Here is a 26,099-nt window from a genome sequence, read left to right as displayed (position 1 = left end):
ACTACCCCACCTTGGACAATTTCAACAGGTGCTTGAGGTCTTCCAGCAACTGTTTGCCGTCATCTTCCGGCCCCTGCTGCAAGACCACGGCACCCAGTGGATCAACCAGCCAGAGCTGGACACCTGCCGGCAACTCGGGTGCATGCTGCTGCAGGCTCTGTTGATAGGCCGTGCTGTCCAGGGCCGCAACCCTGACCTGGGGAAACTCGGTCTGGAGCTCTTCCATCCAGCGCTCACTCTCCTGCTGACCAAGCAGCAACACATGCCGGGCACGAACCGCATCGCGGTTCAGCGCCACGTGGATTTGTCGTGCTCGATGTATCAGGTCCAGGCAAGCGTTATCGCACTGTTCCGGGGCCGTCACCAGCAAGCGCCAGGGCGAGCCGAAGCCCAGCGGCTCAACGTCGGCGCTCCAATCCTGCACCGTCACACCGGATGGCACCATGGTGGAATGATTGACGTAGGTCGTGGGTATGCCCACCTCCATTTTTACCATCACCCAGGCCGCTACCATCGGGCCGATAACGATGGCCATGATCAGCAACAGCTTGAGTTGCCCCTTGGGTTTGTCGGCCAGGCCGCTTTCTTGACTACTCATTCTTGTTATTTCCCCCGGAAGCGGGCCGCAAACCGGCCCAAACAAACAACGCTATCAAAGCCAACGCCATGGCAAACCATTGCACCGCATAGCCGGTGTGCTTGCTGGCGGATGTCGGCAGCCCTGGCCAGTCCAGCGTGAAACTGGCCGGGCCCGGCTCGCGCAAACGCAACCGCTGCGGCCTATCGGCCAGACCGGCTTGCTCTGCCATCAGCTCGAGCTCAATACGACTGATCAGTCTTGGCCAGCCTGCGGCGTCGTTGTCACCCAGCGTAAAGCCACTGTCGACTGGCGGCAATACCTCGGCATGCAGGAACTGGAGCTGCTCTGGCGTAGGAATTTGCGGCAGTTCGCTGCGATCCGGCCAAGCCAGCCAACCGCGATTGATCAACACCGGTTCTGCGCTGTCGGCCAGGTGCAAAATCTGCAAAACTTCCACCCCGGCTACGCCACCCCGGATACGGTTATCCAGCAGCCAGATCAATTGCGGATCGAAATACCCCTGCAAGGTGACCGCGCGCCAGTCAGTTTCTGCCGACGGTCCCAAGCTCGACAAGGGTACTGCCGGTTGCGCCTGGGCGGCGCTCAACTGGCGATCAAGTACCCGCTTTTCTTCGGCGCGTTCCAGCTGCCAAAAACCCAGACTGATCAGTACCGGCAGAAAACCCAGCGTGAACAACCACAGGGGCCAACCCGGAGCGAACTGCCGGCTGTTAATATCAGCAGGCATGCGGTTGTCCACTACGCCACCCAGAGGGTCTATACTCTGCTGCACCCTTTACAACTCTGGACAAACGCATGTTGTTGAAACTGCTCATTCTTATCCTGCTGGTAGCGCTGGTGGCCAGCCTGTTCAGCGGCCTGTTCTTTCTGATGAAGGATACGGACAACAGTGGCCGCCTGTTCACGGCGTTAAGCTTTCGTATCGGTCTGACGGTCGCCTTGATGATTCTGGTTAGCTGGGGCTTCTGGAGTGGCCAGTTGGGCTGGAATACCCCCTGGCTGCATTGAGCAACCAGGGCGGCCTGCACAGAATGGATCAGAACACGTAGACGAACAGGAACAGCCCGACCCAGACCACATCAACAAAGTGCCAGTACCAACAGGCCGCTTCAAAACCGAAGTGGCTTTCGGCGCTGAAGTGACCCTTGATGATCCGGATCAGCATCACCAGCAGAATCAATGCCCCCATGGTCACGTGCACACCATGGAAACCAGTGAGCATGAAGAAGGTCGCGCCATAGATGCCTGAATCCAGCGTCAGTCCAAGATCACGATAGGCGTGCACGTACTCGTATATCTGGACGACCAGAAACACCGCGCCAAGCGCAATGGTCAGAGCCAGCCAGTTGCGGGTCGCCGCCCGCTTCCCGGCACGCAGCGCATGGTGAGCAATCGTCAGCGTAACACTGGACGTGATCAGCAGCAGGGTATTGATCAGCGGCAATTGCCAGGGGCTGATGGTTTCCTGCGGGCCGGCATAAGCGCGAGGGTCCGGGTTGCTCATCAATGGCCAGGCAAATTCGAAGTTCGGCCACAGCAGCTCACCGGTCATCGTTTTGTCGCCTTCACCAGCCAACCAGGGTCCAGCCAACATGCGGATGTAGAACAGCGCACCAAAGAAGGCAGCAAAGAACATCACCTCGGAAAAGATGAACCAGCCCATTCCCATGCGGAAGGAACGGTCCATCTGCGGGCTGTACAGACCCTGGCGGCTTTCACTGACTACATTGCCGAACCAGCCAAAGAACATCCAGGTCAGCATCCCCAGACCGATCAGCAACACAATGATCGATACACCGGTACCATTCCCGGCACTCAGGGCATTCAGCAGCTTGCCGGCACCAACCACGGTAAACAACATGGCGATCGAAGCGACAATGGGCCATTTGCTCTGGGCCGGTACGAAATATTCTTCATGCGTTGAATCTTGACTTGCCATCTCTAGTTCTCCTTGTCCGGCAGCCATCACCAAGCAGCCGCGACACAACTCACGCTATATCGCGTCGGCTCAATTCGTTTGTAGCGCGGCGACTTCAATCAAATCACTCATACGCTCGGTAACATCAAACAGGGTATAGGCCAGGGTCATGCGTCGCACTTCACGCGGCAGGCCCGGGTCGATAATGAAACGCACCGGCATTTCCACGGTTTCCCCTGGCTGCAACACCTGCTGCTCAAAACAAAAGCATTCGGTCTTGTGCAGATAGGCCGCCGCAGTGGATGGCGCTACGCTGGGAATGGCCTGAGCCACCATGGGCTTGCTGGTCGGATTATGCGCAGTGAAGTTCACCACCTGGGGTTCACCCGGATGCAACACCAGCTCGCTGGTTTCCGGCCCAAAGCGCCAGACCATGCCTTCGGCATTGCTGGAAATGAACTGAATGCGAATGTCCCGCGTTTCATCCACCACCTCGTCGCCACCTGCATAGGCAGAACTGTTGGTCTTGCCGTTGATGCCAAAGGCATCACAGATGACGTCATAGATGGGGACCAGGGCAAAACCGAAGCCGAACATGCCAACGACCAGCACAAACAGCCAGGTTACCAATCGTTTGGTGCTCATCGCTTCGGTCATGACCGTGCTCCTGTAATTACTTCACTTCCGGTGGGGTAGTGAACGTGTGGTAAGGCGCCGGCGAAGGCACAGTCCACTCCAGGCCTTCGGCACCTTCCCACGGCTTGGCCGGGGCTTTCTTGCCACCGCGCACGCACTTGATGACGATGAACAGGAACAACAACTGCGTTGCCCCGAACATGAACGCGCCCATGGACGAAATCATGTTGAAGTTGGCAAACATCATGTTGTAGTCCGGAATCCGTCGTGGCATGCCGGCCAGGCCGACAAAGTGCATCGGGAAGAAGGCCAGGTTCATACCCACGAAAGACACCCAGAAATGGGTCTTGGCCAGCACTTCGTCATACATATGCCCGGTCCACTTCGGCAGCCAGTAGTAGACCGAGGCAAAGATCCCGAAGATCGCCCCCGGCACCAGCACGTAATGGAAGTGGGCAACCACGAAGTAGGTGTCGTGATACTGGAAATCCGCGGGGGCAATGGCCAGCATCAGCCCGGAGAAGCCACCAATGGTGAACAGGATCACGAAGGCAATCGAGAACAGCATCGGCGCCTCGAAGGTCAACGACCCCCGGAACATGGTGGTAACCCAGTTGAACACTTTAACCCCGGTCGGCACCGCAATCAGCATGGTCGCATACATGAAGAACAGCTCACCGGTCAGCGGAATGCCAACGGTAAACATGTGGTGCGCCCAGACCACGAAGGACAGGAAGGCAATCGCTGCAGTGGCATACACCATGGAGGTATAACCGAACAGCGGCTTGCGGCTGAAGGCCGGAATAATCATGCTCACTGCACCGAAGGCCGGCAGGATCATGATGTATACCTCGGGATGCCCGAAGAACCAGAAAATATGCTGGAACATCACCGGATCACCGCCGCCGGCAGCGTTGAAGAAGCTGGTACCAAAGTGCACGTCCATCAGCATCATGGTCACCACCCCAGCCAGTACCGGCATCACGGCCACCAGCAGGAAGGAGGTGATCAGCCAGGTCCAGACGAACAGCGGCATTTTCATCAGCGTCATGCCCGGCGCGCGCATGTTCAGAATGGTGGCAACGATGTTGATCGCCCCCATGATCGAACTGATACCGGCGACGTGAATGGCAAAGATGAAGAAAGTGACGCTTGGAGGCGCGTAGGTGGTCGACAGCGGCGCATAGAAAGTCCAACCGAAGTTGGGCCCGCCGCCCTGCATGAACAAGGTAGACAGCAGCAGACCGAAAGCCACCGGCAACAACCAGAAACTGAAGTTGTTCATTCGCGGCAGAGCCATGTCCGGCGCCCCGATCATCATCGGGATCATCCAGTTGGCGAGGCCGACGAAGGCCGGCATCACCGCCCCGAAGACCATGATCAGGCCATGCATGGTGGTCATCTGGTTGAAGAAGTTCGGGTCAACCAGTTGCAGACCGGGCTGGAACAGCTCGGCACGAATGACCATGGCCATGCAGCCACCGATCAGGAACATGGCAAAGCTGAACCACAGATACATCGAACCGATGTCCTTGTGGTTGGTAGTCAACAACCAGCGCGACAGGCCCTTGGCCGGACCGTGCGCATGGTCATCGTGATGATGATCAATCACTGTACTCATGACGGGTCTCCTATTCCTGGGCCTGTTTGAATTCGAGAATCTGCAGCGGAGTGACGATGTCACCAGTGTCATTGCCCCAGGCATTACGCTCGTAGGTAATCACAGCTGCTATATCGACTTCAGACAACTGACTGCCAAAGGCCGCCATGGACGTGCCACTCACCCCGTTGACCACTTTATCGATGTGCCCTTGCATATCGTTCAGCACGATGTCGGTGCCCGCCAGTGACGGGAATGTCGGTGGCAAACCCTGACCGTCGGACTGGTGACAGGAAGCACAGGCAGAGGCATAAACGTTTTCGCCACGCTCCATCAACTCCGGCAGCGTCCATTCTTTGGAGGCCAACTCACGCTCCAGGGCCGCAGCTTCTTTCTGCTCGGCCAGCCATTCGTCGTATTCGGCCTGTTCTTTGGCCACTACGACAATCGGCATATAGGCGTGGTCGATACCACAGAGTTCGGCGCACTGGCCACGGTAGACGCCCGGTTCTTCGATCCGGGTCCAGGCTTCATTGATAAAGCCGGGAATGGCATCTTTTTTCACGGCAAAGGCCGGCACCCACCAGGAATGGATGACGTCAGCGGAGGTAATCAGGAAGCGGATCTTTTGGCCGACCGGCACCACCAGGGGGTTATCGACTTCGAGTAGATAGTTTTCGCCCTTGTCGACCAGGTTGAAGACCTCATCGTCACTGGTGCTCATGTTGCTCATGAAGCTGACATCTTCACCCAGGTAATCGTAGCCCCAGCGCCATTGGTAACCCGTGATCAGCACGTCCATGTCGGCATCTTCAGAGTCGTAGATATCAATCAAGACCCTGGTGGCCGGTACGGCCATGACGACCAGAATCAGGAGCGGAATCACGGTCCAGAGGACTTCAACCCCCAGATGCTCGTGAAACTTGGACGCCACGGCACCTCTGGATTTGCGGTGCGCAAACATCGAATAGAACATCACGCCGAAGACGATGACGCCGATGATCACGCAGATCCAGAAAATGATCATATGCAGGCTGAAGACCGAGCGGCTGACTTCCGTCACCCCCCGCGTCATATTGAACCCCCAATCGGCACTGGCCACTGAACTGGCCACGAGCGCACTCAGGGCCACCAGCCAGGTACTTGCTAATCGCAACATTCCCGGTTCCCCATACTATTGTTGTTATGCATTCTGGCAGGTGGGCGTGCAGGCAAAAAGCTACTGCTCTGCGAAGAATCGCGAGACACGGCAAAGCCGGATTCCCGGTCGTTCCAATCCACGGACCGCCCCCAAAAAGCGACCAGACCCGTCGAGTATAGTCCTGAGTCGTCACATGGCAACGGATAATTTGCTTTTTTTGATCGATGTCAAGACGACCAAAATCGGATTCTGCTAAAGAATATTTCCTGAAACACCTGATCCAGAGCCCAGGCGTAATCTGAAAAGGTTTTTGCCTCGATCTCGAGGCATTCAGACCCAATGCTGTCGTCTTGCTAGCATTTTCTGAATTGTCTGCTAGATTTCATTGAAACATTTGGGCATAAAATCTTTGCTCACCCACCGCAACCGGCGTTGTATCGCCATGGCCGTCGGTCAATCCGGCGACTACGGAGTCTGTCCGATGAATATCACTGCCTTGCGCGACACCGTGCAGCGCGCGCACCAACAGGATCAACAGCAGCTCTTGCGCCAATGGCTGGCCGAGCGCTTGCCGAGCCTGCACAGCAGTATTGTCCCTCCCAGCGATGGGGTCGATGGTCTGCTGCATTTTGTTGAAGCCTATATCCAGGAAGTGCCGGACGTACTGGAAGCAGCCCAGAGTGTCGCTCGCCAGGCCAACCTGGAAACACTGTTGTTACCGGTACTCCGGGTGGCAGCTGACTTTTTCCTGCAACCACCGGAGTTGCCGGCCGAACATCAGGGGTTGCTGGCGCTGCTCGATGAAGCCTATCTGGCGCATCGTCTGGTGGAAGAGATCAATGATCGCTATGCCAACCATGGGGGAACGCCGCTGATCCCACTGGATACCACTCGCGCCAACCTGATCGTGCATCATTTGCTCGGCGAGCCCTTTGCCAATCAGTTGGATTCAGCCGTGGAAGAAGCCGTCACCGGCCTGCTACCCGCCAGCCTGTTTGCCAGCGAAGAATTCCAGCAGCACCTCAACCAGCTGGATGCCAGCCAGCGCCAGCAACTCTGGGATCAATGGCCCTGCCTGTCCAGTCGCCTGGGGATGGATATTCGCCTGGCTGGCGGATGAAGCCCGGTAAATTAGGTTAGCGCAACTACTCGCGCGCCGGGGCGCTATCTAACCAAGCACACAGGTACCGGCTTTGCCGTCAAGGATGGCCAGCGCATCTTCCAGCCGTCCGATACCGCTGATGCCACCGGTGGCGGCAAAGTCAGCAGCAGCGCTCAGCTTGGGGCCCATTGAACCGGCAGGCAGGTCCAGACTGCGGGCCTGCTCTACCGTCAACGTCTCTATGGCAGCAGCCTTGTCAGTGCCGAAGTCGCGGTAAATGGCATCAACATCGGTCAGCAGCAGCAAAGCATCAGCCTCAAGTTGTCGGGCCAATAAAGCACTGGCTGCGTCCTTGTCGATTACCGCTTCGACACCCACCATGCCACCGTCGTCACGCCGCAATACCGGAATGCCGCCACCCCCGGCACAGATCACTACCACGCCCTGTTCCAGCAATAATCCAATGACCCGCATATCGGGGATTTCCAGTGGTTTGGGTGATGGCACCACCCGGCGCCACTTGTCCCCGTCCCGGGCAATATGCCAGCCAGCGGCCTCGGCTCGGGTTTCGGCCTCTTCTTGCGTATACACCGGGCCAACAAACTTGGTCGGTTTGGCAAAGGCCGGATCATGCTGATCCACCACTACCTGAGTCAGCAGGGTCGCTACCGGACGGTCGTGGTTCAGCGCGTTTTCCAGCTCCTGCTCAATGATGTAACCAATCATGCCTTCGGTTTCTGCACCCAGCACATCCAGCGGGTAGGCCTCATCGGCCTTGTAAGCGGCCCCCTGCAGAGCCAACAGGCCAACCTGAGGCCCGTTACCGTGGGTTACGACAAGATCATGCCCTGCCCTCACGATGGCGGCCAGTGACCTGGCGGCAATCTGGACATTGGCCCGCTGATTGCCCGCAGTCAGTGGCTCACCACGCTTGAGCAAGGCATTGCCGCCCAGGGCAGCGACGACCAGCACCTCAGGCCCCCAGGGTGGCGACGAGTACCGCCTTGATGGTGTGCATGCGGTTCTCCGCCTGATCGAAGACAATCGAGGCCGGGCTTTCGAATACCTCGTCGGTAACTTCCATGGCATCGATGCCGAATTTCTCTTGAATATCCTTGCCTACCGCGGTCTCGGTGTTATGAAAGGCAGGCAGGCAATGCATAAAGCGTACTCGCGGGTTGCCGGTTCTTTCCATCAAAGCAGTATTGACCTGATAGGGCAGCAGCAACTTGATCCGCTCGGCCCACTTTTCCTTCGGCTCACCCATCGAAACCCAAACGTCGGTATAGATAAAATCGACGCCGGCCACGGCATTGTCGATATTCTCGGTGATGGTGATCCGCGCGCCGGTGCTTTCGGCAATCTTCTGCGCCTCCTGCTGGATATCGGCATGCGGCCAGCAGGCTTTGGGTGCGCACAAGCGCACATCCATCCCCATCTTGGCACCGCCGATCAGCAGACTGTCACCCATGTTGTTGGCGGCATCGCCGATGAACACGTAAGAAACATCGCGCAGCGGCTTCTCGACGTTTTCCTGCATGGTGAGAAAGTCGGCGAGAATTTGTGTCGGGTGAAACTCGTTGGTCAAGCCATTGTAGACGGGCACTCCGGCGTGTTGAGCCAGCTCTTCAACGATGTTCTGGCCAAAACCTCGATACTCGATGGCGTCATACACCCGGCCGAGTACTCTCGCGGTGTCCTTGACCAACTCCTTGTGGCCGATATGGGTGCCGGTTGGCCCGAGATAGGTCACCCGCGCGCCCTGATCAAAGGCTGCCACCTCGAAGCCGACGCGGGTACGGGTCGAATCTTTCTCGAAGATCAGGGCAATGTCCTTGCCCTGCAACAGGGGTACTTCGGTACCGGCGTACTTGGCCGTTTTCAGGTCAGCCGCCAGTTTGAGCAAAAAGGTAATTTCCCGCGGAGAGAAATCCCGCAGGGTGAGAAAGTGTCGATTTTTCAGATTGAAAGCCATGGTAACTCTTCCTTGCTGATCAGATTGCGTCACGAATGGTCGGGCAGCTCATGCAACGGCCACCACCCCGGCCTCGACCCAGCTCAGCGCCAGGGACTGCAAGCACTTCGATACCCGCTGCCTCCAGGGCAGCATTGGTATCATCATTGCGGTCATAACCGACCACCACACCCGGGCTCAGCGCCAGCACGTTATTGCCATCGTTCCACTGCTCGCGCTCGCGTTCGGCCGGGTTGTCGCCCCCCGTGGGCACTATGGTCAGTTTGCTGTAACCGAGCACATCGGCCACCACATCGAACATCGCTCGCGGGTCCTGAGTGAACGTCAGATGCTTGCTGCCCGCACCCGGGCGCAAGTCATAGCAGACCATCTGATCGGCCATTTCGGTAAAGCTGGTGACCACATCGCCACCGCAGAAGGTGAAGATCGTATCCAGGTGCATGGCTGAGCGGGTCTTGGGAATCTGGCAGGCAATCACCCGGTCGACCGTACCGCGCTCGAACAGGGCAGTTGCCAACTGACCAATTGCCTGCGGCGAGGTACGCTCGCCCATACCCACCAGCACAGCGCCATTGCCGACCGGCATGATGTCGCCGCCTTCCAGGGTAGCCAGGGCCTGATCCTTGAGTGGATCACCCCAAAGCACCTCGACCTTCCCTGCGAACTTGGGATGAAACTGGTAGATAGCCGCCATCAACAGGGTTTCCGGTTTGCGCGCCGCCCAGAACATTGGGTTAAGCGTCACGCCACCGTATATCCAGGCGCTGTTGTCGCGGGTAAACAGGAAGTTGGGCAACGGCGGCAGCACAAAGCCAAATGGTCCCAGGTGATTACCGAACAACCCGGTCGGGTCAAACGGCAGATCGTTGACCTGCAGACCGCCGATCAGGAACTCGGCCAGACGAGGCCCCGGCAGCTCATCCATCCAGGCCCGCAGATCAGAAATCATACCCACGCCGATATGATCCCAGTTAATCCGGTTATCCAGAATCCAGGCCCGTGCCTCGGGATTGTCGAGAGTGTCCGCCAGCAGGTCGTGAACCTCAAGTACCTCAACGCCACGCGCGCGCATCAGGCTGGCGAACACATCGTGATCCTTCTGTGCCTGCTTGACCCAGAAAACATCGTCAAACAGCAGCGCGTCGCAATTGCTCGGGGTTAACCGCCGATGGGCCAGCCCGGGGCGGCAAACAATCACCTGACGCAGTACCCCGGTTTCGGAATGCACACCCAATGTATGCTCTGTCATGTGAAACTCCTCTTGCCGGTGGGTTACAGAAAGACACCAACGCTGATGACCAGACTGATGAAAAGAGTCAGGATCAGCAGCAGCGGCCAGATAAAGACCAGCCAGCGGTCATAGGACACCCGACCGATAGCCAGACCGCCAATCACCACCGCAAAAGTCGGGTTGATCAGATTCACCAGCCCGTTGGCCGACTGATAGGCAGTTACCACCAGATCACGCTCGACACTGGCAAAGTCCGCCAAGGGCGCCAGGATCGGCATCGACAGCACCGCTAGCCCGGACGAGGACGGGACGAAGAAGCTCATGCCCACCTCAATCCAGAAAATCAGATTGATGAACCCAAGCGCTGGCAAGCCACCCAGGGTCAACTCGGCGCTATGCAGAATGGTGTCAGCGATCATGCCCTGCTCCATGATCACCACGATGCCACGGGCAAGGCCAACAACCAGTGCGACACCCAGCAAATCACGGGCCCCGTCGACAAAACTGCCGGTCAGGCGCTTTTCACCAAGCCGGCCAATCAGGCCAACCACAATCGCTGCGCCAAGGAACAGCGAGCCCATACTGGCCATCCACCAGTCCTGCGTTGACACCCCCCAGACCATGACGATAAAGGTCAGTACAAAGACCGCCAGCACCACTTTTTGGGTAAGCGACAGGGTGACATTTCCCAATTCATCGTGACCTTGCAAGAACAGTTTGCGGTGTGCGTCGCGCTGGCGGGCAACCACCGATTCCGTCGGATCCTTCTTGACCCGCTGGGCATAACGCATCACATAGGCACAGCAAATCACCAGACCACCGATCAACAGCACCAGGCGCATGGCCATGCCATCGGTAAAGGGGATGCCGGCAGCATTGGAGGCAATTACAGTCGCGAAGGGGTTGATGGTGGAACCGAGTACGCCGATACCCGCGCCGATCAGAATGATCGCCACGCCGGTTACCGAGTCGTAGCCGGCCGCGATAATGATCGGGATCAGAATGGCGTAGAAGGCCAGGGTTTCCTCGGCCATGCCATAGGTCGTGCCGCCCAGGGCAAACAACACCATGAGGATCGGAATCATCCAGATCTCTCGCCCCTCCAGCCGGTGCATGGCGCTGCGTATGCCGGTATCAATGGCCCCAGTGGCATTCACCACACCCAGAAAGCCCCCCAGAAAGAGTACAAACAGGGCCACATCAATCGCATTGGCGGCATAGCTGTCCGGATCATAAAAGCCCGCCGTAGGCGCCATCAACACGTCTACGATGCCCTGCGGACTGGGGTCGACCACCTCGTAGGTACCCGGCAAGGCCACTTCACGCCCTATCTCGTCGTTCATCACCCGCTCATACTGGCCCGCCGGAATAATCCAGGTAAGCCCGGCGACCAGGATGATAAGTAGAAACAGAATGCTGTAAGCCGTGGGGAAACGGCTACTCAGGTCATCTTCGGGGGGTTGTGCGGTTTTGCTGTCATCAGCCATAAGGAAGCTCCGTTTATCCATGGCGCCTCAGCGCAGGCTGCATTCGGGAATTGTCAGCCTGTGGTGCGCAAGTGAGGGCAAGCCGAGACCAAGCGCACTGAGTCAGCATAGGACAGCCTCGAGAGCTGTCAGCTGATCTGAGTCAAGACTAATTGAGACGGCAGAAGGGCATCTGTTCGGTGCCGCGCATTGGCCTGTTTAACATTTGCGCGCCCAGTGCCCGCATAAACGTCGATACCAAAATATTGAAGGTCCAAATCACAAGCAAAGAGCTGTAATGTCTCTGCTTGCCAAGGTGCCAGAGCAGTTCATTGTTGGCGTCCTGGAGACAAAAAACGCCCCTACCTGGAGCGCACTTACTTTTGTTTAGGACACGAGAAGAATTGCACCATTTGCAACTCGCAAAAAGCGCCGTCAATTACTAGTTAACGGGCTTGAGCACAGCCGCATTGATGTAGCCTCGGAGCACATTCGCCTCTTCAGCGTAGCGCACCTTTACCCAGCCATTTTGAGGCGGCCCAAGTCGTTCCAGGCGATGCGTACCTGCCTCAAGCATCAGCAACTGCTCACCACCGGGCGCATCCAGTATGGCAGCATCCTCTACAAGATAGAGGTAATGGATCCATGGGCGGCTCAGATAACCATCAGGCTGCGCATCGGGAATCTGCGCGAGGCTGTACTCGGTCAGCGAGATTGCGCGTATGGCTTGCGACTTGCCAAACATGAAGCGGTGATTGCCTTCGATAAAGCTCGCCAACCCATCTACCAGGATACTGACCGGCTGTACCGCCTTGCCCTCGTGGTCCTCTAGAAAGCCCTCGGGCAGCTCGGTGAAATAGCTGACAATATTCCGGATCTTGGCCGAGTCTTCTGCACCGTAGCTCATCTCGAAACCATCGAAGAATGTATCTTCTTCTCGCGTGTGGTAGAGAAATATCCGCTGGACCGGCTTCTGTTCACCCTGCCCGCCTTCAGCAAAGCGCGGCAATAACCGAGCCGAGCCTCTATCCGGATAGAAGCGAAGCAGCAAGGAATGTTCAGTGCCTGCTTCTGCCAGGGATTCCGCAGTGGCATCCAGATAATCCAGCTGCCAGTAGGCCAGCAAGACCCCTGTCAGCTCGACGTCTCCCGAGAACGAGATGAATTCCCTGTTTTCCGCTTTTCGCTCGTATTCAAGCTCACTGCCATCCGGCATATAGACGGCAACCGAGCCACTGCCCTCGGCAGCAGTGTTACCCACACAGGGCAGCAGGACGCCCAAAGACAAAACAATAGCAGTGATTTTTTCAAATACTGACAGAGCAGCATGACCGCGCATTCTTCTTCCCTCGATGGTCAAGCGGCCCTCCTTGCTTATTCAGGGCGTTTCTTCTTCAGCTTGGGATTGGGAAAAAACTGCACCGTTTGCGCCTGGGCGGCCGGTTTGGCGGGCTTGTCTTTGTTGACCCGGGTGGGGATTTCCCTGGGCACCACGTTGCCGCGAATATCCAGACTGTCGGCATAACCGCAGGCGACACAGTCGCGCTGCGGCAAGCCATCCAGCTCGAACATGCGGATGGTGTCCATGGCACTGCAGGCCGGGCATACCGCCCCGGCGATAAAGCGTTTTACCGGCTCACTCATGCTGCCTCTCCGGTCAGCAGCCCGCTGTGGCGTAGCAGTGCATCCACACTGGGCTCGCGGCCACGGAATTCAACGAAGAGATCCATCGGCTCCTTGCTGCCACCCTGCGCCAGCACGCTGTCGCGGAAGGCCTGACCAGTGTCGGCATTCAGCACGCCCTCTTCCTCAAAGCGCGAGAAGGCATCGGCAGAGAGCACTTCGGCCCACTTGTAGGAGTAGTAACCGGCCGCGTAGCCGCCGGCAAAGATATGCCCGAAGCCGTTCTGGAAGCGGTTGAAGGCCGGCGGAATAAATACCGCCACTTCCTCACGCACCGCATCCAGCACCTGCTGCACGCTGCGCTCCGGATGGCGCCGCGCATGCAGCTCAAAGTCGAACAGGGAGAATTCGATCTGGCGCAGCATGCCCAGGCCGGACTGGAAATTCTTCGCCGCCAGCATCTTGTCGAGCAGATCCTGCGGCAGCGGTTCACCGGTTTCATAGTGGCCGGAAATCAGCGCCAGACCTTCCGGCTCCCAGCACCAGTTTTCCATAAACTGACTCGGCAACTCGACCGCATCCCAGGCAACACCATTGATACCCGACGCGGACGGGTAATCCACCCGGGTCAGCAGGTGATGCAGGCCGTGACCGAACTCATGGAACAGGGTGGTGACTTCATCATGGGTCAGCAGCGCCGGCTTGCCCCCGGAAGCCGGGGTGAAGTTACCCACCAGATAGGCAATCGGGCGTTGCAACTCACCATTGGGCAGGCGGCGGCGGTCACGGCAGCCGTCCATCCAGGCCCCGCCGCGCTTGTTGGCGCGGGCATACAGATCAAGGAAGAAGCGGCCAATTACCTCACCGCCTTCCAGCACCTCGAACAGGCGGGCATCAGCATGCCAGCGCTCGAACTCGTTGACCTCACGCAACTCAATACCATACAAGCGCTCAACCACACCGAACATGCCGGTAATCACTTTATCAACCGGGAAATAGGGGCGCAGCTCTTCCTGTGACAGCTCATAACGGTGCTGGCGCAGCTGTTCAGCGTAGTAGCCCATATCCCAGCTTTGCAGGTCATCGCAGCCGTGCTCGGCGGCAAAGGCGCGCAGGTCGGCCAGGTCACGCTCCGCATGCGGGCGGCTACGCGCTGCCAGATCACGCAAGAAGCCCAGCACCTGATCGGTGCTGTCGGCCATCTTGGTCGCCAGTGACAGCTCCGCGTAGTTGGCAAAACCCAGCAGCTCGGCCAGCTCCTGACGCAATTGCAGAATCTCGACCATCAACGGACCATTGTCATTCTGCCCGGCCTGCGGGCCCTGGTCAGACGCGCGGGTGCAGTAAGCGGTGTACAGCTCTTCACGCAAAGCGCGGTCATGCGCGTAAGTCATCACTGCGTAGTAACTGGGGAAATCCAGAGTAATCAGCCAGCCATCCAGCTCGCGGGCCTTGGCCGCTTCAGCAGCCTGGGCCAGCGCCGATTCCGGCAAGCCGTCCAGTTGTGCAACATCGGTAATCAGTTTGGTCCAGGCCTGAGTGGCATCCAGCAACTGGTTGGAGAACTGGCTCTGCAACGTGGACATCCGGCTCTGCAACTCGCCGTAACGTTTTTGCTGCGCTGGCGGCAGGGCAATCCCGGACAATCGGAACTCACGAAGGGCATGTTCAATAATGGTTTTTTGCGCCTGATCCAGCTCGGCAAAGGCCTCGCCTTCAGCCAGTTGCTGATAGGCCGCATAGAGCTCGGCATGCTGCCCCATCTCGGTGGAGTATTCACTGAGCAACGGCAGGCAGGCGTCATAGGCGGCGCGCATGTCCGGGCTGTTGACCACCGCATTCAGGTGGCTGGCCGGGGAGAAGGCGCGGGTCAGGCGCTCGCCCATTTCGTCCAGTGGCTCGATCAGGCTGGCCCAGTCCCACTGCGCGGGCGGCGATTGCAACAAGGCCGCCAGTTGCGCCCGGTTGTCTGCCAGCACCTGCTCGACGGCAGGCTGCACATGCTCGGGGCGAATGGCCTGAAAGGGTGGCAGATCGTAGTTTTGCAACAGCGGGTTGTTACTCATCGGGCATATCCTGGTATCTGGTCAGCAGTCGCCGGTTGGCTACAATGACCGGCACATTAACCGTGGTGCGGCATTATCCCATAGATGTGGCGCCACTCCGGCAAATTTCAAGGTGACAACAATGCACATTCGATCCTACGGCGGTCAGCAGCCGCAACTTGGCCAGCGCGTGATGGTCGACGAGAGCGCCGTGGTGCTCGGCGACGTAACCCTGGGCGACGACAGCTCGGTCTGGCCGCTGACCGTGATTCGCGGCGACATGCATCGCATTCGCATCGGCGCGCGCACCAGCGTGCAGGATGGCAGCGTGCTGCATATCACCCACGCCGGACCATTCAACCCGGATGGCTTTCCCTTGACCATAGGTGACGAGGTGACCATTGGTCACAAAGTGTTGCTGCACGGCTGCACCATCGGTAATCGCGTGTTGATCGGCATGGGCAGCATCGTGATGGATGGCGCCGTGGTGGAAGATGACGTCATCATCGGCGCCGGCAGCCTGGTGCCCGCCGGCAAGACCCTGGCCAGCGGCTATCTGTACATGGGCAGCCCGGCGCGCCAGGTGCGTGAACTGAAAGCCAGCGAACGGGAATTTTTCGCCTATACCGCCGCCAATTACGTACGCCTGAAAGACAGCTACCTCGCCGAACAGCCCACCCACAAGGCCACTTGATGAGAGTCTTGCTGCTTCCCCTGTCCCTCGCCTGCCTGACGACCAGCCATCTGAGCCATGCCGACAGCACGCCTCTCAGCCTGCCGACCCAGGTCGTACTCGGCAGTCAACAGAACCAGCCCGATGCCCGCCTGCCACTGACCCGCGACTCCGTCAGCGGCGCGCAACTGCAACCCAACGCACTCGGCGCCAACCTCTCGGAAAGCCTGCAACGGGTGCCCGGCATCCTGGCCCTCAACCGTGAGAACTACGCCCAGGATTTGCAGATTTCCTCCCGCGGCTTTGGCGCCCGCGCCCAGTTCGGTGTGCGGGGCGTACGCCTGGTGCAGGACGGTATTCCGCTGACCATGCCCGACGGCCAGGGCCAGCCGGCGCTGTTTGATCTGGATACGCTGGACCGCATCGACGTACTGCGTGGCCCGCTGGCCGCCCTCTATGGCAATGCCTCCGGTGGCGTGATCCAGGGTTTCAGTGGCGAAGGCCCGTTTTATCCAACGCTGGAAAACCGCACGGCCGTCGGTAATGACGGCCTCTGGCGTTCGCGCCTGCGCTACGGCGCCCAACATGATGCAGTCAATATCCAGACCAGCCTGGCCCGGCTGGAAACCGACGGCTACCGCGACCACAGCGCCACCCGCCGCGATACTGGCAGCCTGCGCCTGGGTATTGATATTGATGACGTCTCCAGCCTGACCCTGCTGTTCAATGCCCTCGACCAGCCCGACACCCAGGATCCGCTGGGCCTGACCGCCGATCAACTGCGTGCAGACCGCCGCCAGGCCGTGGCTGGCAGCCAGGTTTTCAATACGCGTAAAAGCGTGCGACACCAACAGGGTGGCATGAATTACCAGCGCCTGCTGAGCAATGCCGACCAAATCACCCTGATGATCTACGGCGGCACCCGCGAGGTGCAGCAATTCCTCGCCTTTCCGGGTAGCGGTCAGTTTTCCGGTGGCGGCGTGATCGAACTGGATCGCCGCTTCGGCGGTGCCGAACTGGGCTGGCAACGCCAGACCGTCGCCTTTGGCTTGCCGGTCGAACTGGCCGCTGGCCTGACCTGGGATTACCAGGGCGAAGAGCGCCTGGGTTTTGTCAACGCACAGGGTCGCAAAGGTAACCTGCAGCGCGATGAATTCAACCGCGTACAGGGCCGCGATGCCTACCTGATCTCCACCTGGACCCTGCACCCGGACTGGACCCTGACCGCCGGCGTGCGGCACAGCCAGGTACGCTTCAGCTCGGATGATGACTACCTGCAAGACAGCAATGATGACAGCGGCAGCAGCCGTTTCAGCCAGACCAACCCGGCCCTCGGCCTGAGCTACCAATGGACCCCGGCACTCAGCCTCTATGCCGCCATCGGCAAGGGGTTTGAAACCCCCACCGCGCAGGAACTGGCCTACCGGCCAACCGGTAGCGGGCTGAATCTGGATCTGGGCGCTGCCCGTTCATTCAACCGCGAACTCGGCCTGCGCCTGCGTCAGGCGCGCACCGAGGTCACCGCCGCTCTGTTCGATACCCGGGTCAGCGATGAAATCGTCACCGGACCGAACCAGGCAGTGACCGGGCGCAACACCTTTATCAACGCCGCCGAGTCCACCCGGCGCGGGCTCGAACTCAGCCTGAACCAGCAGCTTGACCACGGCCTGAGCTTTTACGCCGCCTATACCTACGTGCAGGCGCGTTTCGACAGCTACCAGAGCGAAGGCGATGACTTTTCCGGTAACCGGCTACCCGGCGTACCCCGGCATAGCCTGTTCAGCGAACTGGCCTGGCAAGTCCCCGACAGCAACTGGCGTACCGCGCTGGAAGCCCAGGGCATGAGCCAGCGTTACGCCAATGATGCAAACGCCGACTCCGCCTCTGGCTATGCCGTATTCAACTGGCACGCCAGCTACCGCCACAGCATCGGCGGCCTGAACCTTGAGCCCTTTGTACGGGTCAATAACCTGGCTGATCGGGAATACGTCAGCTCGCTGATCGTCAACGGCCCCGGCGGGCGTTTCTACGAACCCGCTGCCGAGCGCAGCTGGCTGGCCGGCCTGAGTCTGGAATATCAATGGCGTTGAAAAGCAGATTTCGCTGCGCCTGCTAGCATGCAATCACACTGGTGAATAAGCGCTGCACACAGCAGCGTCTGGTTTACCATCAACAGGTTTCCATGGCTGCGGCCATGTTCATTGACACAGCGCGGCCCCGCCGCCACACCAGAAATGAGGTAAGCATGAGCCAATATACCAACCGCAAGATCGTCCTTAACCAGCGCCCCCAGGGCGAGCTGCAGGACGGCGACCTGAAACTGGTTGAAGAGCCGGTCCGCGAGATCAAGGACGGCGAAGTCCTGCTGCAAATCCTCTGGCTGTCACTCGACCCCTACATGCGCCCGCGCATGAACGACAGCAAAGGCTATATGGACCCGATCGGCATCGGTGAAGTCATCGTCGGCGAAAGCGTCGGTCGCGTGGTTGAATCCAAGTCCGACAACTATCAGGTCGGCGATCTGGTCACCGTGTACTCCGGCTGGCAGGAATACTGCATCATCCCCGGCAAGGCCGAGATGGTCTACAAGATCAAGGATGTTGGCGCACCGCTGCAAACCTACCTGGGTGTGGCCGGCATGCCGGGCCGTACCGGTTATCACGGCCTGGTTCACGTCGGCAAACCCAAAGCCGGCGAAACCGTGGTTGTCGCCGCCGCCTCCGGCCCGGTCGGCACCGTCGTAGGCCAGACCGCCAAGCAACTCGGTTGCCACGTTGTCGGCATCGCCGGTGGCCCGGAGAAGTGCAAATACGTCGTCGACGAACTGGGCTTTGATGCCTGCATCGACTACAAGGCCGGCAACCTCGATGCCGACCTGGCCGCCGCCTGCCCGAAAGGCATCGATGTCTACTTTGAAAACGTCGGTGGCGATGTCGCCCGCGCAGTCGCCAAACTGATCAACCCCGGCGCTCGCGTACCGATCTGCGGTTACGTCTCCGCCTACAACGCCGAAGACCAGAGCAAAGTGGAAACCCCCTTCCACATCTTCGGCAAGCTCGACCCGAAACCCGAGCACCGTTTCTTCCTGGTCACCGAATGGCAGGACCAGCACCAGAAAACCACCGCCCTGCTCGCCGAACAGGTCGCCAGTGGTAAGCTCAAGTACAGCGAAACCATCGCCGAAGGCCTGGAAAACGCCCCGGAAGCTTTCAAGGGTATGTTGAAGGGCAAGAACTTTGGCAAGCAGTTGGTGAAGATTGCTGACTGAGGGATGTTAGCCCGGTAAACAAAAATCCCGCAGCCAGTGATGGTTGCGGGATTTTTTTGTGCTTGAGTTGCCTGTTATCAGGCTGATTGCCGCATGCAGCTCAGGACTGGCTCAAGGCTAGGAATCAAACTGCACAGGCTCTTTTTTCGTATCCCGAATAACGACGGTACCTGCCAGCTTGTCATGCCACCCCTGTTTCCGCTTATCAAACCCGACCCAGAAAATGCCAAGAAGTAGCGGGATGATAGACACATAATAACCAAGGTAACGGCCGATCAACCGCGCGGTTGGTACCGGTTCACCGGTTTTCGCATCAACAATCTTCAGACGCAGGGCCATTTTACCTGGCGTTGCTGCCTTGTAGACCCAGAAAAGAATGACAGCCACGGCGGGCAGAATGTAATTAAACATCAAATCCCAGAAGCCAAGGAAAAATGAGTCACCTGCCCAATAGTCTTTGCCGTATATCAGAGCCAACGCAGGCGCAATAATGATCATCATCAGTACCGTATCGATCAAAGCCGCACCCACCCTGACCCAAAAACCAGCGTATTCCACATCCTTCATGTGCTTTTCCTTAGGGTTCAATGTCAAAACAAAACTCTAGCACGGCATACAGGGGAGCATGAAGCTGTATTGCCTCTTGCTTTGGCTACTCATGAGTTAGCGAAAGCCCTGACTCCAGAGCCTCCGTTTTGTAGACTTGTTCAAACTGTCCCAAATGAAACTGACACCAACAAAAGGCCGAGCACCCCCTTACTTTAAACAAGCCCTATTTTCACCAACGTAAGTCCGGTACTCCGAAAAGGTCATTTTTTCACTTTGGCCTGCACAGTACTCGTAGCCTGCAGCAAGAATCTTGCTTTCCAGATATGAGTCCATGATAAAGGCGCCCACAAGCAAAAAAAGAAACAGGCCAATCAAGCATCGATTACCCCATTTCTGGATTGATTCCTTCCAGTTGAATAAGGCCATACTGTGCGTAACGGGCACGATGACCATCAACCCAGCCAGATTCAAGTTGCTTGACACGGATAGACTATCGACATTTTGACTGAGCTGGCCGTCTATGTTTGTCCAACTCGAGAAAACATAAACACACGCTGCAACTGCAGCAACATCAAACAGGCCTAGCACCAGGTGGGCAGTTATTTTATTCATTAATCAGAGCGGCATCAGGGGCGGGTCTTGCCTTTTGCCCCCTTGCAACGCGCAACCTTTGTTCATGTATTAACGCCATTTCGCGCTTTCTGAAGCCCACTGTCACTTTGCGATTCAAGCCTGTCATTCGCCGGCTCACCTACAGGGGTCGACGCTGCATTAACCGCACCCTTACACCCTGGATATTTCGAACACCCCCAAAACGCATTCCCCGCATTCGGTCCACGCCTGGCTGTGCGCTTGACCATTGCGCTCTGGCATAGCGGGCAGAATGGGGTTGTAGATGTTGGCTGTTCGGGCTCAGTTGTGGGGTTGTGTTTTGCCAGCAGGGTTTTGAGTTTGCTGCCGTCAATCAACTGAATATTGCGCCCTTCGGCAAAGGCTTTGGCTTCGCTGGTAAATTGCCCGGAGGTAATGACCATACCACCGACGGCGCCCTCTGCCGCCATGGCGCCGAGGAAGTCGCGTACTACTGGCACGCCGACTTTTTGTGCGCGCCAGTGCTTGCATTGCACCAGGTATTTTTCGCCATCCTTGTGCAGGGTCAGGTCGATACCGCCGTCCGCGCCCTGGCTGCCGGTTTCGCTGACGCTGTAGCCCTGGGTACGAAAGGCTTCGCCAATCACCTGTTCAAATTGCCGCCAACTCAGGCCGTCGATGGTGCGTGCTGGTTGACTGGCAGTGTTGACGCGTTGCAGCAGTTTCTTCCGTTTGCTGCGTGTCACCAGTGAACCGATAGCGCCAATGGCGCATATCGCAGGAAGCAGGTACTGGCCGATGTTGGCAAAGGTATACGCCAGGGTGCGCAACATGAGGCCGGACATGTCGGCGGTATTGAGTGCGTTGGCAGGTGCTGGAGGATTGGCGGCGATCTGGCGCAGGACTAACCAGCTGATAACGCCGATCAATGCACTGACCCACCAGGGGAGTCGTGCGAGTAGGGTAATCAGGTCTTCCAGACCGGAACTGCGTTTGCGTGCCATCCGTGGGCTCCATTGCATGGCTTATATGGCACTGTGCCTTGATCCAATTTAGCCCGTTTGCCGCCTGCTTGCCACTATTCCGGGCAAAGTTGTGCCGGTCATTGATCCAACTCAAGTGATGGCTGGCGGCGGAAACCCATGCAATCCATTTTCTGCCTGTGGTCAAGCCTTTAGGGCTCAATGCGGATTGGGGTGCCATCCGGCACAGCTCGCCAGATCTCCTCCATCTCGACATTTGTGACCGCGATGCAACCATCCGTCCAATCCCACCGCTGGAGCAGGCCACCTAACCAGCCAAGACCGTTTTTCTGACCGTGGACCATAATCATGCCGCCAGGCGATACGCCCCGCGCCTCGGCCTGTGCCTGATCGTTCTCGTTGGGGTAGGAGACGTGGAGAGATAGATGAAACGCGCTTTTCGGGTTTCTCCAGTCGAGCAGGTAGTCGCCCTCCGGGGTCCGTTGATCAACCTCTTCTCGCTTGTGCCCAGCCGGATCACCCCCGAGGGCAATCCTGTATTCGCGGTAGGGCTGGCCATCCCTCATGAGATATAACTTCCGCTCCCCCTTGATGACCAATACCGCTTCTGCCTTTGGCAGCTCCGCAGCCAGCATCGCCGGCAGACGGGTATCTGCGAAGTAGGCGCCTGCCCCAAGCGCCAGAACAATCAACAGGATTGCTACTACTCGATATCTCAATGTCGCCGCCTTTACACATAATCAGACTGAATGAACGACTGATCTCACTGACCCCAACAGCACTGAAACATCAGTTCTTCTTTTCCATGAAGGACTCAGGCTGATAACCCACCAAGCAGAATCTGGATTGCCTTGGTAAATCGTCTCCGGAATGACTGCTATCACTTAAAGCATGCATAAAAAGAAGACAGCCTTTTTGCTTGATGGCTACCTGGAAGGCATTAACAAAACGCTGATCATTAATAGTTTGCACTCCATGCACCATCACTCTGAAGTCACAAGTATCTGTTTCCGCAACAAGCGCTCGACCACCGCGCTTATGCTTTATTTCGGTCAATCTGACCTTTTCATTTATTTCTTGATGCTCGATATTATCGGAATTGCTAAAGGAAACGGCGCATTGCAAACCAAATTAAAGCGCCACTCTTTCGGCCATACCAGCAAGGCAGCCTAATGAGGCAGACATCAATAAAATACTGTGCAACAGGCTTGCTTTAGACATGCACTATTTTCGTAAACATACAATACAACCTCCAGGGCCATGTCTTGATTAACGTCTGACCCTGGAACCTCTTTACTCGTGGCAGGTGATAAGCTCCTCTTCAACGTGCCACGCTACTAAGCTTTTTGACAGTCAGGCCCGCTGCTTCGATCGTGGCTTGCACCCCGGGAAACTGGGCATGTGTCAACAGCCATTGCGCCAGCTTTGAAGCGGATGACTCATACAGCCTTGCATAAGCGCTCAACACGTCTGCTACATGCGCCTGTGGTTGAGCAAGGGGCAGAACAGCAAGCACTACGTTTGCACTCGGATGCGCAATATAGCGTGCGACCGGATCGATGAGTGCCAAGTGCCCGCTATGCGGCATTAGTACTTCCAGCAGGGTGCTGGTTTGTTTCTCCAGGTCGATACTATCGTCTTGGGGCAATCTATCCAGGTCTCGCACTAATGCGTCGATCAGGGCAGCGACGACACGATCATCTACCATATCCACGAGCGCCGGCTGCCGGTTTATTGCTTCCAGCACATAATGCAGGCCAATGGTGTGCGGATCACAAAAGAGTTGCAGTGCACCCTCGGTTCCCTGTGTGATGACGATGTCTTCGGCTTCAATTGGCGACAGTGCGCGAATTCTTGGGACTTCAGATTGACGTGCATGCAGCGCCGCTTGCGCCGCTTCACGCACATCTCGATCCCCCGAGTAGAGTAAATTTGCAATCAGGTCAGTTGGAAGTGTGCTTTCAGCAATCGCCTCACAGAGCAACAACCAGTACAGCCGCCATTCTTTTCTATCAGAGCGCAGGTAGCCGTTGTCTTCGATAAAAACCAGCGCATTGTTGAAGTCAAAACCCTTGATTGCCGCGTTGAGCATCAGCGCATGTGCAAGCATGACACCCCTGCAGCGCTCATCTGACTGGCCTTCAGCTATCTCGCGGCGGCTTCCCGGATGCTTGTGCGCCAGCTCGCGCAGCGCCAACATCCGGCCAATGGCATCATCGCCTCTGGCCACGTACAGCGAGGGCATGGCCATCAGGGTTCGCGGGTCTCCCAAGCTACCGAGGGTGCGCAGGCAAGCAATGGCGGCGTTGTCCATACGGTGATGTCTGGAGAGGCTGGCAGCGGTGTAATGGTCATTGGCAATGGCGTGCATATGCTTGGCAGTGTCCGCGGCCGGCAGATTGGGATATGCACGATGGATTTTGCACAAGGCTTCCGCAGCAGCACTGAGGCAACCCTCCCACCGACTCGCGACCGAGCGAAGTTCATCATTGCTGAGATCAGCAGTATTGAGCTGATACTCCTCGAACAGTGCAAGCAGCGCAGGGATTGCGCGCTGCTCCTGGATGCAACCAAGCAGCGTAGCCGCCCGCTCGCGTGAGAAGTTGTATTCCGAGGCGATACCTAGTTCCCGCAACGCGGCCTCGATCAGACGCGGATGTGCAACCCCCGGCCTGCGTACGCAATCCTTGAGCACCAAGGTCAAATGTGTAGCGGTTGGCCACATCCAGGCTTGAGCCGGGCGATGGTCTTGGCTTTCGAGCCAGGAGCCCAGGTCGGCATGGTATGCGTCATCGATCGGGCTACGCGGATTATTGTACTCGGCTTGCTTGCGACGCTTGATCCAATTCAGCCCGATAAACAATGACCCAAGGCGGGCATCCTTGCTGACTTCTTTGGCAAGCAGCTGTAGCGACTGCTTGTCGTCTACGACATCCCAGGCGCGCTCGATCAGTGCGTCTAACCCCTGCTGCTGCAGAGCGGGGATCTCGGCGGTCAGTGCCGCCAGCTTTTGTTCAGCAAGCGCGGCTTGCTCAGCCTCGCGCTCGGACTTGCGATCCGGGTCCAGATCAAGAGTCAGCAAAGCTGCGCGTAGCGCGCGCACATCGGGTATTCCTGGCAGTGTGTTGCGCTCTGCTAGTAATTCTTCGATCAATGCCACGCAATCACGGGTCAGTTTTGCCGGTGCTTCGCGATACGCATCCAGTGCCTCGCGCAGGCGTGCTTCGTGGCCGAACCAGAAATAGCGCCATAGCGTATACAGTGCGGTCGGCGGCAGATCTTTACCGGTTCTGAGCCGGGCTTGATGCACTTCTTCGTTGATCGGCTTGTTGAGGTTGCTGTTGAAAGAGGTATTCAGATAGCGCAACCGGTTTTTCGGGCTCTCTGTTGAGCCGGTGTATTTCATCAACTCGGTCAGCCAGTAGGCGCGGAATTGGAAAAAGCAGGTGTCGGACATGCTCTTCTGGGGTTCTACGAACTGCTGCATGCGAGCGCGTTTGGCCGCTTCTTCGCTAAGGCGTTCCTGATAGCATGCGGCTTCGATGCAAAGGTGCCATAAAAAATCATCCAGACTGCCATACTGCGGTTGCTCAAAACCGTCGATGTCGTGATCCCAAAAGTAGATCTGCGGCTTGCACTCATTGGATCCGGACCCACCGTGTTCAGCGTCGCGGTCGAAGAGACCGATGCACCAACCGTTGCAGTCGCCTGATCCCCCCAGCCAGTAGGCACCGTTGAAAGCCATCCCCGGCATGCCGGCGTCACAATTTCGCAGGAACCATTCCATGAGGTTTGTAGAGCCATCTTGTGTACCCCAGGCGCCGTAACCGGGGAGGCGGATTGGAGCGAGCACAGTATTGTTAACGCCTTCAGGTGAAGTTTTATGGACGCCAGCGGTGTTGATCAGCTGCAGGAATGGCGCGACATGCTGATCCTTATAGCCGAACACCGTATCCAGACCCAAAGTCTCCGGCAATTCGCTCGAGGGGTTTTCGCTCTCTTCCGCGAGGAGCTGTAATATGCGCAGCCCATCGCCTTCGATGAAGTTGTGCGGGCTCGCGCCATCGAAAATCGGATCGAGATCAAAGGCCATCGTTAGTGGGCGACCGGTCGAGGTACACTCGGTGCCATCTTTCAGAAAATAAACTATGTTCTCTTCCGACCAATTCTTCGTTGCATCGAATTCCACCCGCCAGGTGCGTTCGTCTTCAGTGTAGTAATGGGGCGTTTCATTCTCACTTTGCATCTCGATGAAGTGACCAAAGCGCAAGCCATTTCGGAATTCACCCTGGCTGGCCAAGGTTCCGTCGGGGTGATACCAGGTTGAGGTACCGTTAAGCTGGCCTTCCTCATCGAAATATTCGATACCTGCCATGCTTCCATCTTCATACCAATAGCGCCGCTCACCCACCAGGGCCGGATCATCGTTTTCCCGAGGCCTGCTTTGCCCTAGTTGCCACATTTGATCGCTGGCGTTCCATTGTGCATCGGACGGTATATTCAGTGGGCGTTGCGGGATGCGAGACATACCCGAGCCTCCTGTTTGCTACTATTACTATGAGCAACTGTAGAAAATAGGGCTTTAAGGATCTTGATGCTATCCATGCAAGCGCACTCCCTGTGCGTGTTAGGCGGATGACGGCTTGTTGCTCTGCGGGCCTGACTACCTGCTGTGTGGTTAAAGAATTAGTCTAACC

The 26,099-nt window shown here is 57.6% G+C and carries 23 protein-coding genes; 6 read left to right on the top strand and 17 right to left on the bottom strand.

The features are described from left to right. Window position 1 precedes the first annotated feature (1 nt). Both BLU07_RS16990 and BLU07_RS16985 read right to left on the bottom strand, forming a co-directional pair. The gene (locus tag BLU07_RS16990; RefSeq protein ID WP_092389270.1) at window positions 2-598 is read right to left on the bottom strand and encodes a hypothetical protein; all 597 of its coding nucleotides are present in this window, start codon (window positions 596-598) and stop codon (window positions 2-4) included. Continuing rightward, on the bottom strand, window positions 591-1,328 hold the full coding sequence (locus BLU07_RS16985) for an SURF1 family protein (RefSeq protein ID WP_157719242.1): 738 nt from the start codon (window positions 1,326-1,328) through the stop codon (window positions 591-593). The genes BLU07_RS16990 and BLU07_RS16985 overlap by 8 nt, the downstream gene beginning before the upstream one ends. Before the next feature lie 68 nt (window positions 1,329-1,396). Here BLU07_RS16985 and BLU07_RS16980 point away from each other — a divergent pair, with 68 nt between their 5' ends. Next, window positions 1,397-1,609 carry a twin transmembrane helix small protein gene (locus tag BLU07_RS16980; RefSeq protein WP_407920084.1) on the top strand — a complete coding sequence of 71 codons (213 nt, stop codon included), beginning with the start codon at window positions 1,397-1,399 and terminating at the stop codon, window positions 1,607-1,609. Between the two features lie 28 nt (window positions 1,610-1,637). Here BLU07_RS16980 and BLU07_RS16975 read toward each other — a convergent pair whose 3' ends face one another. The 4 genes from BLU07_RS16975 to coxB all read right to left on the bottom strand — a co-directional run bounded on the left by BLU07_RS16975 (window position 1,638) and on the right by coxB (window position 5,914). Then, window positions 1,638-2,540, bottom strand: coding sequence for a cytochrome c oxidase subunit 3 (locus BLU07_RS16975; RefSeq protein ID WP_092389266.1), 903 nt, complete (start codon window positions 2,538-2,540; stop codon window positions 1,638-1,640). 69 nt (window positions 2,541-2,609) lie between these two features. Then, a complete protein-coding gene (locus BLU07_RS16970) occupies window positions 2,610-3,176 on the bottom strand; it encodes a cytochrome c oxidase assembly protein (RefSeq protein ID WP_092389264.1) in 567 nt (188 codons plus the stop codon). Between the two features lie 16 nt (window positions 3,177-3,192). After that, window positions 3,193-4,776: a cytochrome c oxidase subunit I gene (gene ctaD, locus BLU07_RS16965; protein ID WP_092389262.1), complete on the bottom strand. Its 1,584-nt coding sequence runs from the start codon at window positions 4,774-4,776 to the stop codon at window positions 3,193-3,195. A gap of 10 nt (window positions 4,777-4,786) precedes the next feature. Then, window positions 4,787-5,914 (bottom strand): cytochrome c oxidase subunit II, encoded by a 1,128-nt coding sequence (gene coxB / locus BLU07_RS16960; RefSeq protein ID WP_092389260.1) that lies wholly within the window; start codon window positions 5,912-5,914, stop codon window positions 4,787-4,789. Between the two features lie 463 nt (window positions 5,915-6,377). Between coxB and BLU07_RS16955 the strand changes: the two genes are divergently transcribed. Next, window positions 6,378-7,016 (top strand): hypothetical protein, encoded by a 639-nt coding sequence (locus BLU07_RS16955; RefSeq protein WP_092389258.1) that lies wholly within the window; start codon window positions 6,378-6,380, stop codon window positions 7,014-7,016. 48 nt (window positions 7,017-7,064) lie between these two features. On the opposite strand, the gene arcC is transcribed toward BLU07_RS16955, so the two are convergent. The 7 genes from arcC to prlC all read right to left on the bottom strand — a co-directional run bounded on the left by arcC (window position 7,065) and on the right by prlC (window position 15,359). Continuing rightward, entirely contained in the window at window positions 7,065-7,970 is a 906-nt protein-coding gene (arcC, locus tag BLU07_RS16950) for a carbamate kinase (protein WP_092389256.1), read from the bottom strand. Window position 7,971: 1 nt separating this feature from the next. Next, window positions 7,972-8,973 carry an ornithine carbamoyltransferase gene (locus tag BLU07_RS16945; protein WP_092389254.1) on the bottom strand — a complete coding sequence of 334 codons (1,002 nt, stop codon included), beginning with the start codon at window positions 8,971-8,973 and terminating at the stop codon, window positions 7,972-7,974. A gap of 19 nt (window positions 8,974-8,992) precedes the next feature. Then, window positions 8,993-10,222 (bottom strand): arginine deiminase, encoded by a 1,230-nt coding sequence (locus BLU07_RS16940; protein WP_092389252.1) that lies wholly within the window; start codon window positions 10,220-10,222, stop codon window positions 8,993-8,995. Between the two features lie 23 nt (window positions 10,223-10,245). Further along, a complete protein-coding gene (locus BLU07_RS16935; RefSeq protein ID WP_092389250.1) occupies window positions 10,246-11,691 on the bottom strand; it encodes a YfcC family protein in 1,446 nt (481 codons plus the stop codon). A gap of 421 nt (window positions 11,692-12,112) precedes the next feature. Further along, entirely contained in the window at window positions 12,113-13,009 is an 897-nt protein-coding gene (locus BLU07_RS16930; protein ID WP_092389248.1) for a hypothetical protein, read from the bottom strand. Between the two features lie 35 nt (window positions 13,010-13,044). Beyond that, window positions 13,045-13,314, bottom strand: coding sequence for a YheV family putative zinc ribbon protein (locus BLU07_RS16925; RefSeq protein ID WP_092389246.1), 270 nt, complete (start codon window positions 13,312-13,314; stop codon window positions 13,045-13,047). After that, on the bottom strand, window positions 13,311-15,359 hold the full coding sequence (gene prlC / locus BLU07_RS16920) for an oligopeptidase A (protein ID WP_092389244.1): 2,049 nt from the start codon (window positions 15,357-15,359) through the stop codon (window positions 13,311-13,313). The genes BLU07_RS16925 and prlC overlap by 4 nt, the downstream gene beginning before the upstream one ends. A gap of 121 nt (window positions 15,360-15,480) precedes the next feature. On the opposite strand from prlC, the gene BLU07_RS16915 reads away from it, so the two are divergent. From BLU07_RS16915 to BLU07_RS16905, 3 genes are all read left to right on the top strand, one after another. Further along, window positions 15,481-16,032 carry a gamma carbonic anhydrase family protein gene (locus BLU07_RS16915; RefSeq protein WP_092389242.1) on the top strand — a complete coding sequence of 184 codons (552 nt, stop codon included), beginning with the start codon at window positions 15,481-15,483 and terminating at the stop codon, window positions 16,030-16,032. Continuing rightward, window positions 16,032-18,101 (top strand): TonB-dependent receptor family protein, encoded by a 2,070-nt coding sequence (locus BLU07_RS16910; RefSeq protein WP_092389240.1) that lies wholly within the window; start codon window positions 16,032-16,034, stop codon window positions 18,099-18,101. Before BLU07_RS16915 ends, BLU07_RS16910 begins: the two co-directional genes overlap by 1 nt. Before the next feature lie 155 nt (window positions 18,102-18,256). Beyond that, complete coding sequence (locus BLU07_RS16905) at window positions 18,257-19,279, top strand: NADP-dependent oxidoreductase (protein ID WP_092389976.1); 1,023 nt, start codon at window positions 18,257-18,259, stop codon at window positions 19,277-19,279. Between the two features lie 117 nt (window positions 19,280-19,396). Here the strand turns inward: BLU07_RS16905 and BLU07_RS16900 are convergent, their stop codons facing one another. The 3 genes from BLU07_RS16900 to BLU07_RS16885 form a co-directional block, all read right to left on the bottom strand. Next, window positions 19,397-19,846, bottom strand: coding sequence for an RDD family protein (locus tag BLU07_RS16900; protein WP_092389238.1), 450 nt, complete (start codon window positions 19,844-19,846; stop codon window positions 19,397-19,399). Between the two features lie 656 nt (window positions 19,847-20,502). Further along, window positions 20,503-21,423, bottom strand: a complete 921-nt coding sequence (locus tag BLU07_RS16890) for a restriction endonuclease (protein WP_092389234.1) — start codon at window positions 21,421-21,423, stop codon at window positions 20,503-20,505. Window positions 21,424-21,593: 170 nt separating this feature from the next. After that, window positions 21,594-22,121: a L,D-transpeptidase family protein gene (locus BLU07_RS16885; protein WP_197675034.1), complete on the bottom strand. Its 528-nt coding sequence runs from the start codon at window positions 22,119-22,121 to the stop codon at window positions 21,594-21,596. A 172-nt stretch (window positions 22,122-22,293) separates the two neighbouring features. Here BLU07_RS16885 and BLU07_RS16880 point away from each other — a divergent pair, with 172 nt between their 5' ends. Further along, the gene (locus BLU07_RS16880; protein ID WP_092389232.1) at window positions 22,294-22,575 is read left to right on the top strand and encodes a hypothetical protein; all 282 of its coding nucleotides are present in this window, start codon (window positions 22,294-22,296) and stop codon (window positions 22,573-22,575) included. Between the two features lie 148 nt (window positions 22,576-22,723). On the opposite strand, the gene BLU07_RS16875 is transcribed toward BLU07_RS16880, so the two are convergent. Continuing rightward, window positions 22,724-25,930, bottom strand: a complete 3,207-nt coding sequence (locus tag BLU07_RS16875; RefSeq protein ID WP_092389230.1) for a toxin-antitoxin system YwqK family antitoxin — start codon at window positions 25,928-25,930, stop codon at window positions 22,724-22,726. Window positions 25,931-26,099 lie beyond the last annotated feature (169 nt).

The sequence above is a fragment of the Halopseudomonas salegens genome (assembly GCF_900105655.1).
GTDB lineage: Bacteria > Pseudomonadota > Gammaproteobacteria > Pseudomonadales > Pseudomonadaceae > Halopseudomonas > Halopseudomonas salegens.
Note: the sequence above shows the minus strand (reverse complement) of the source record. Positions and strands in the feature narration are given on the sequence as shown.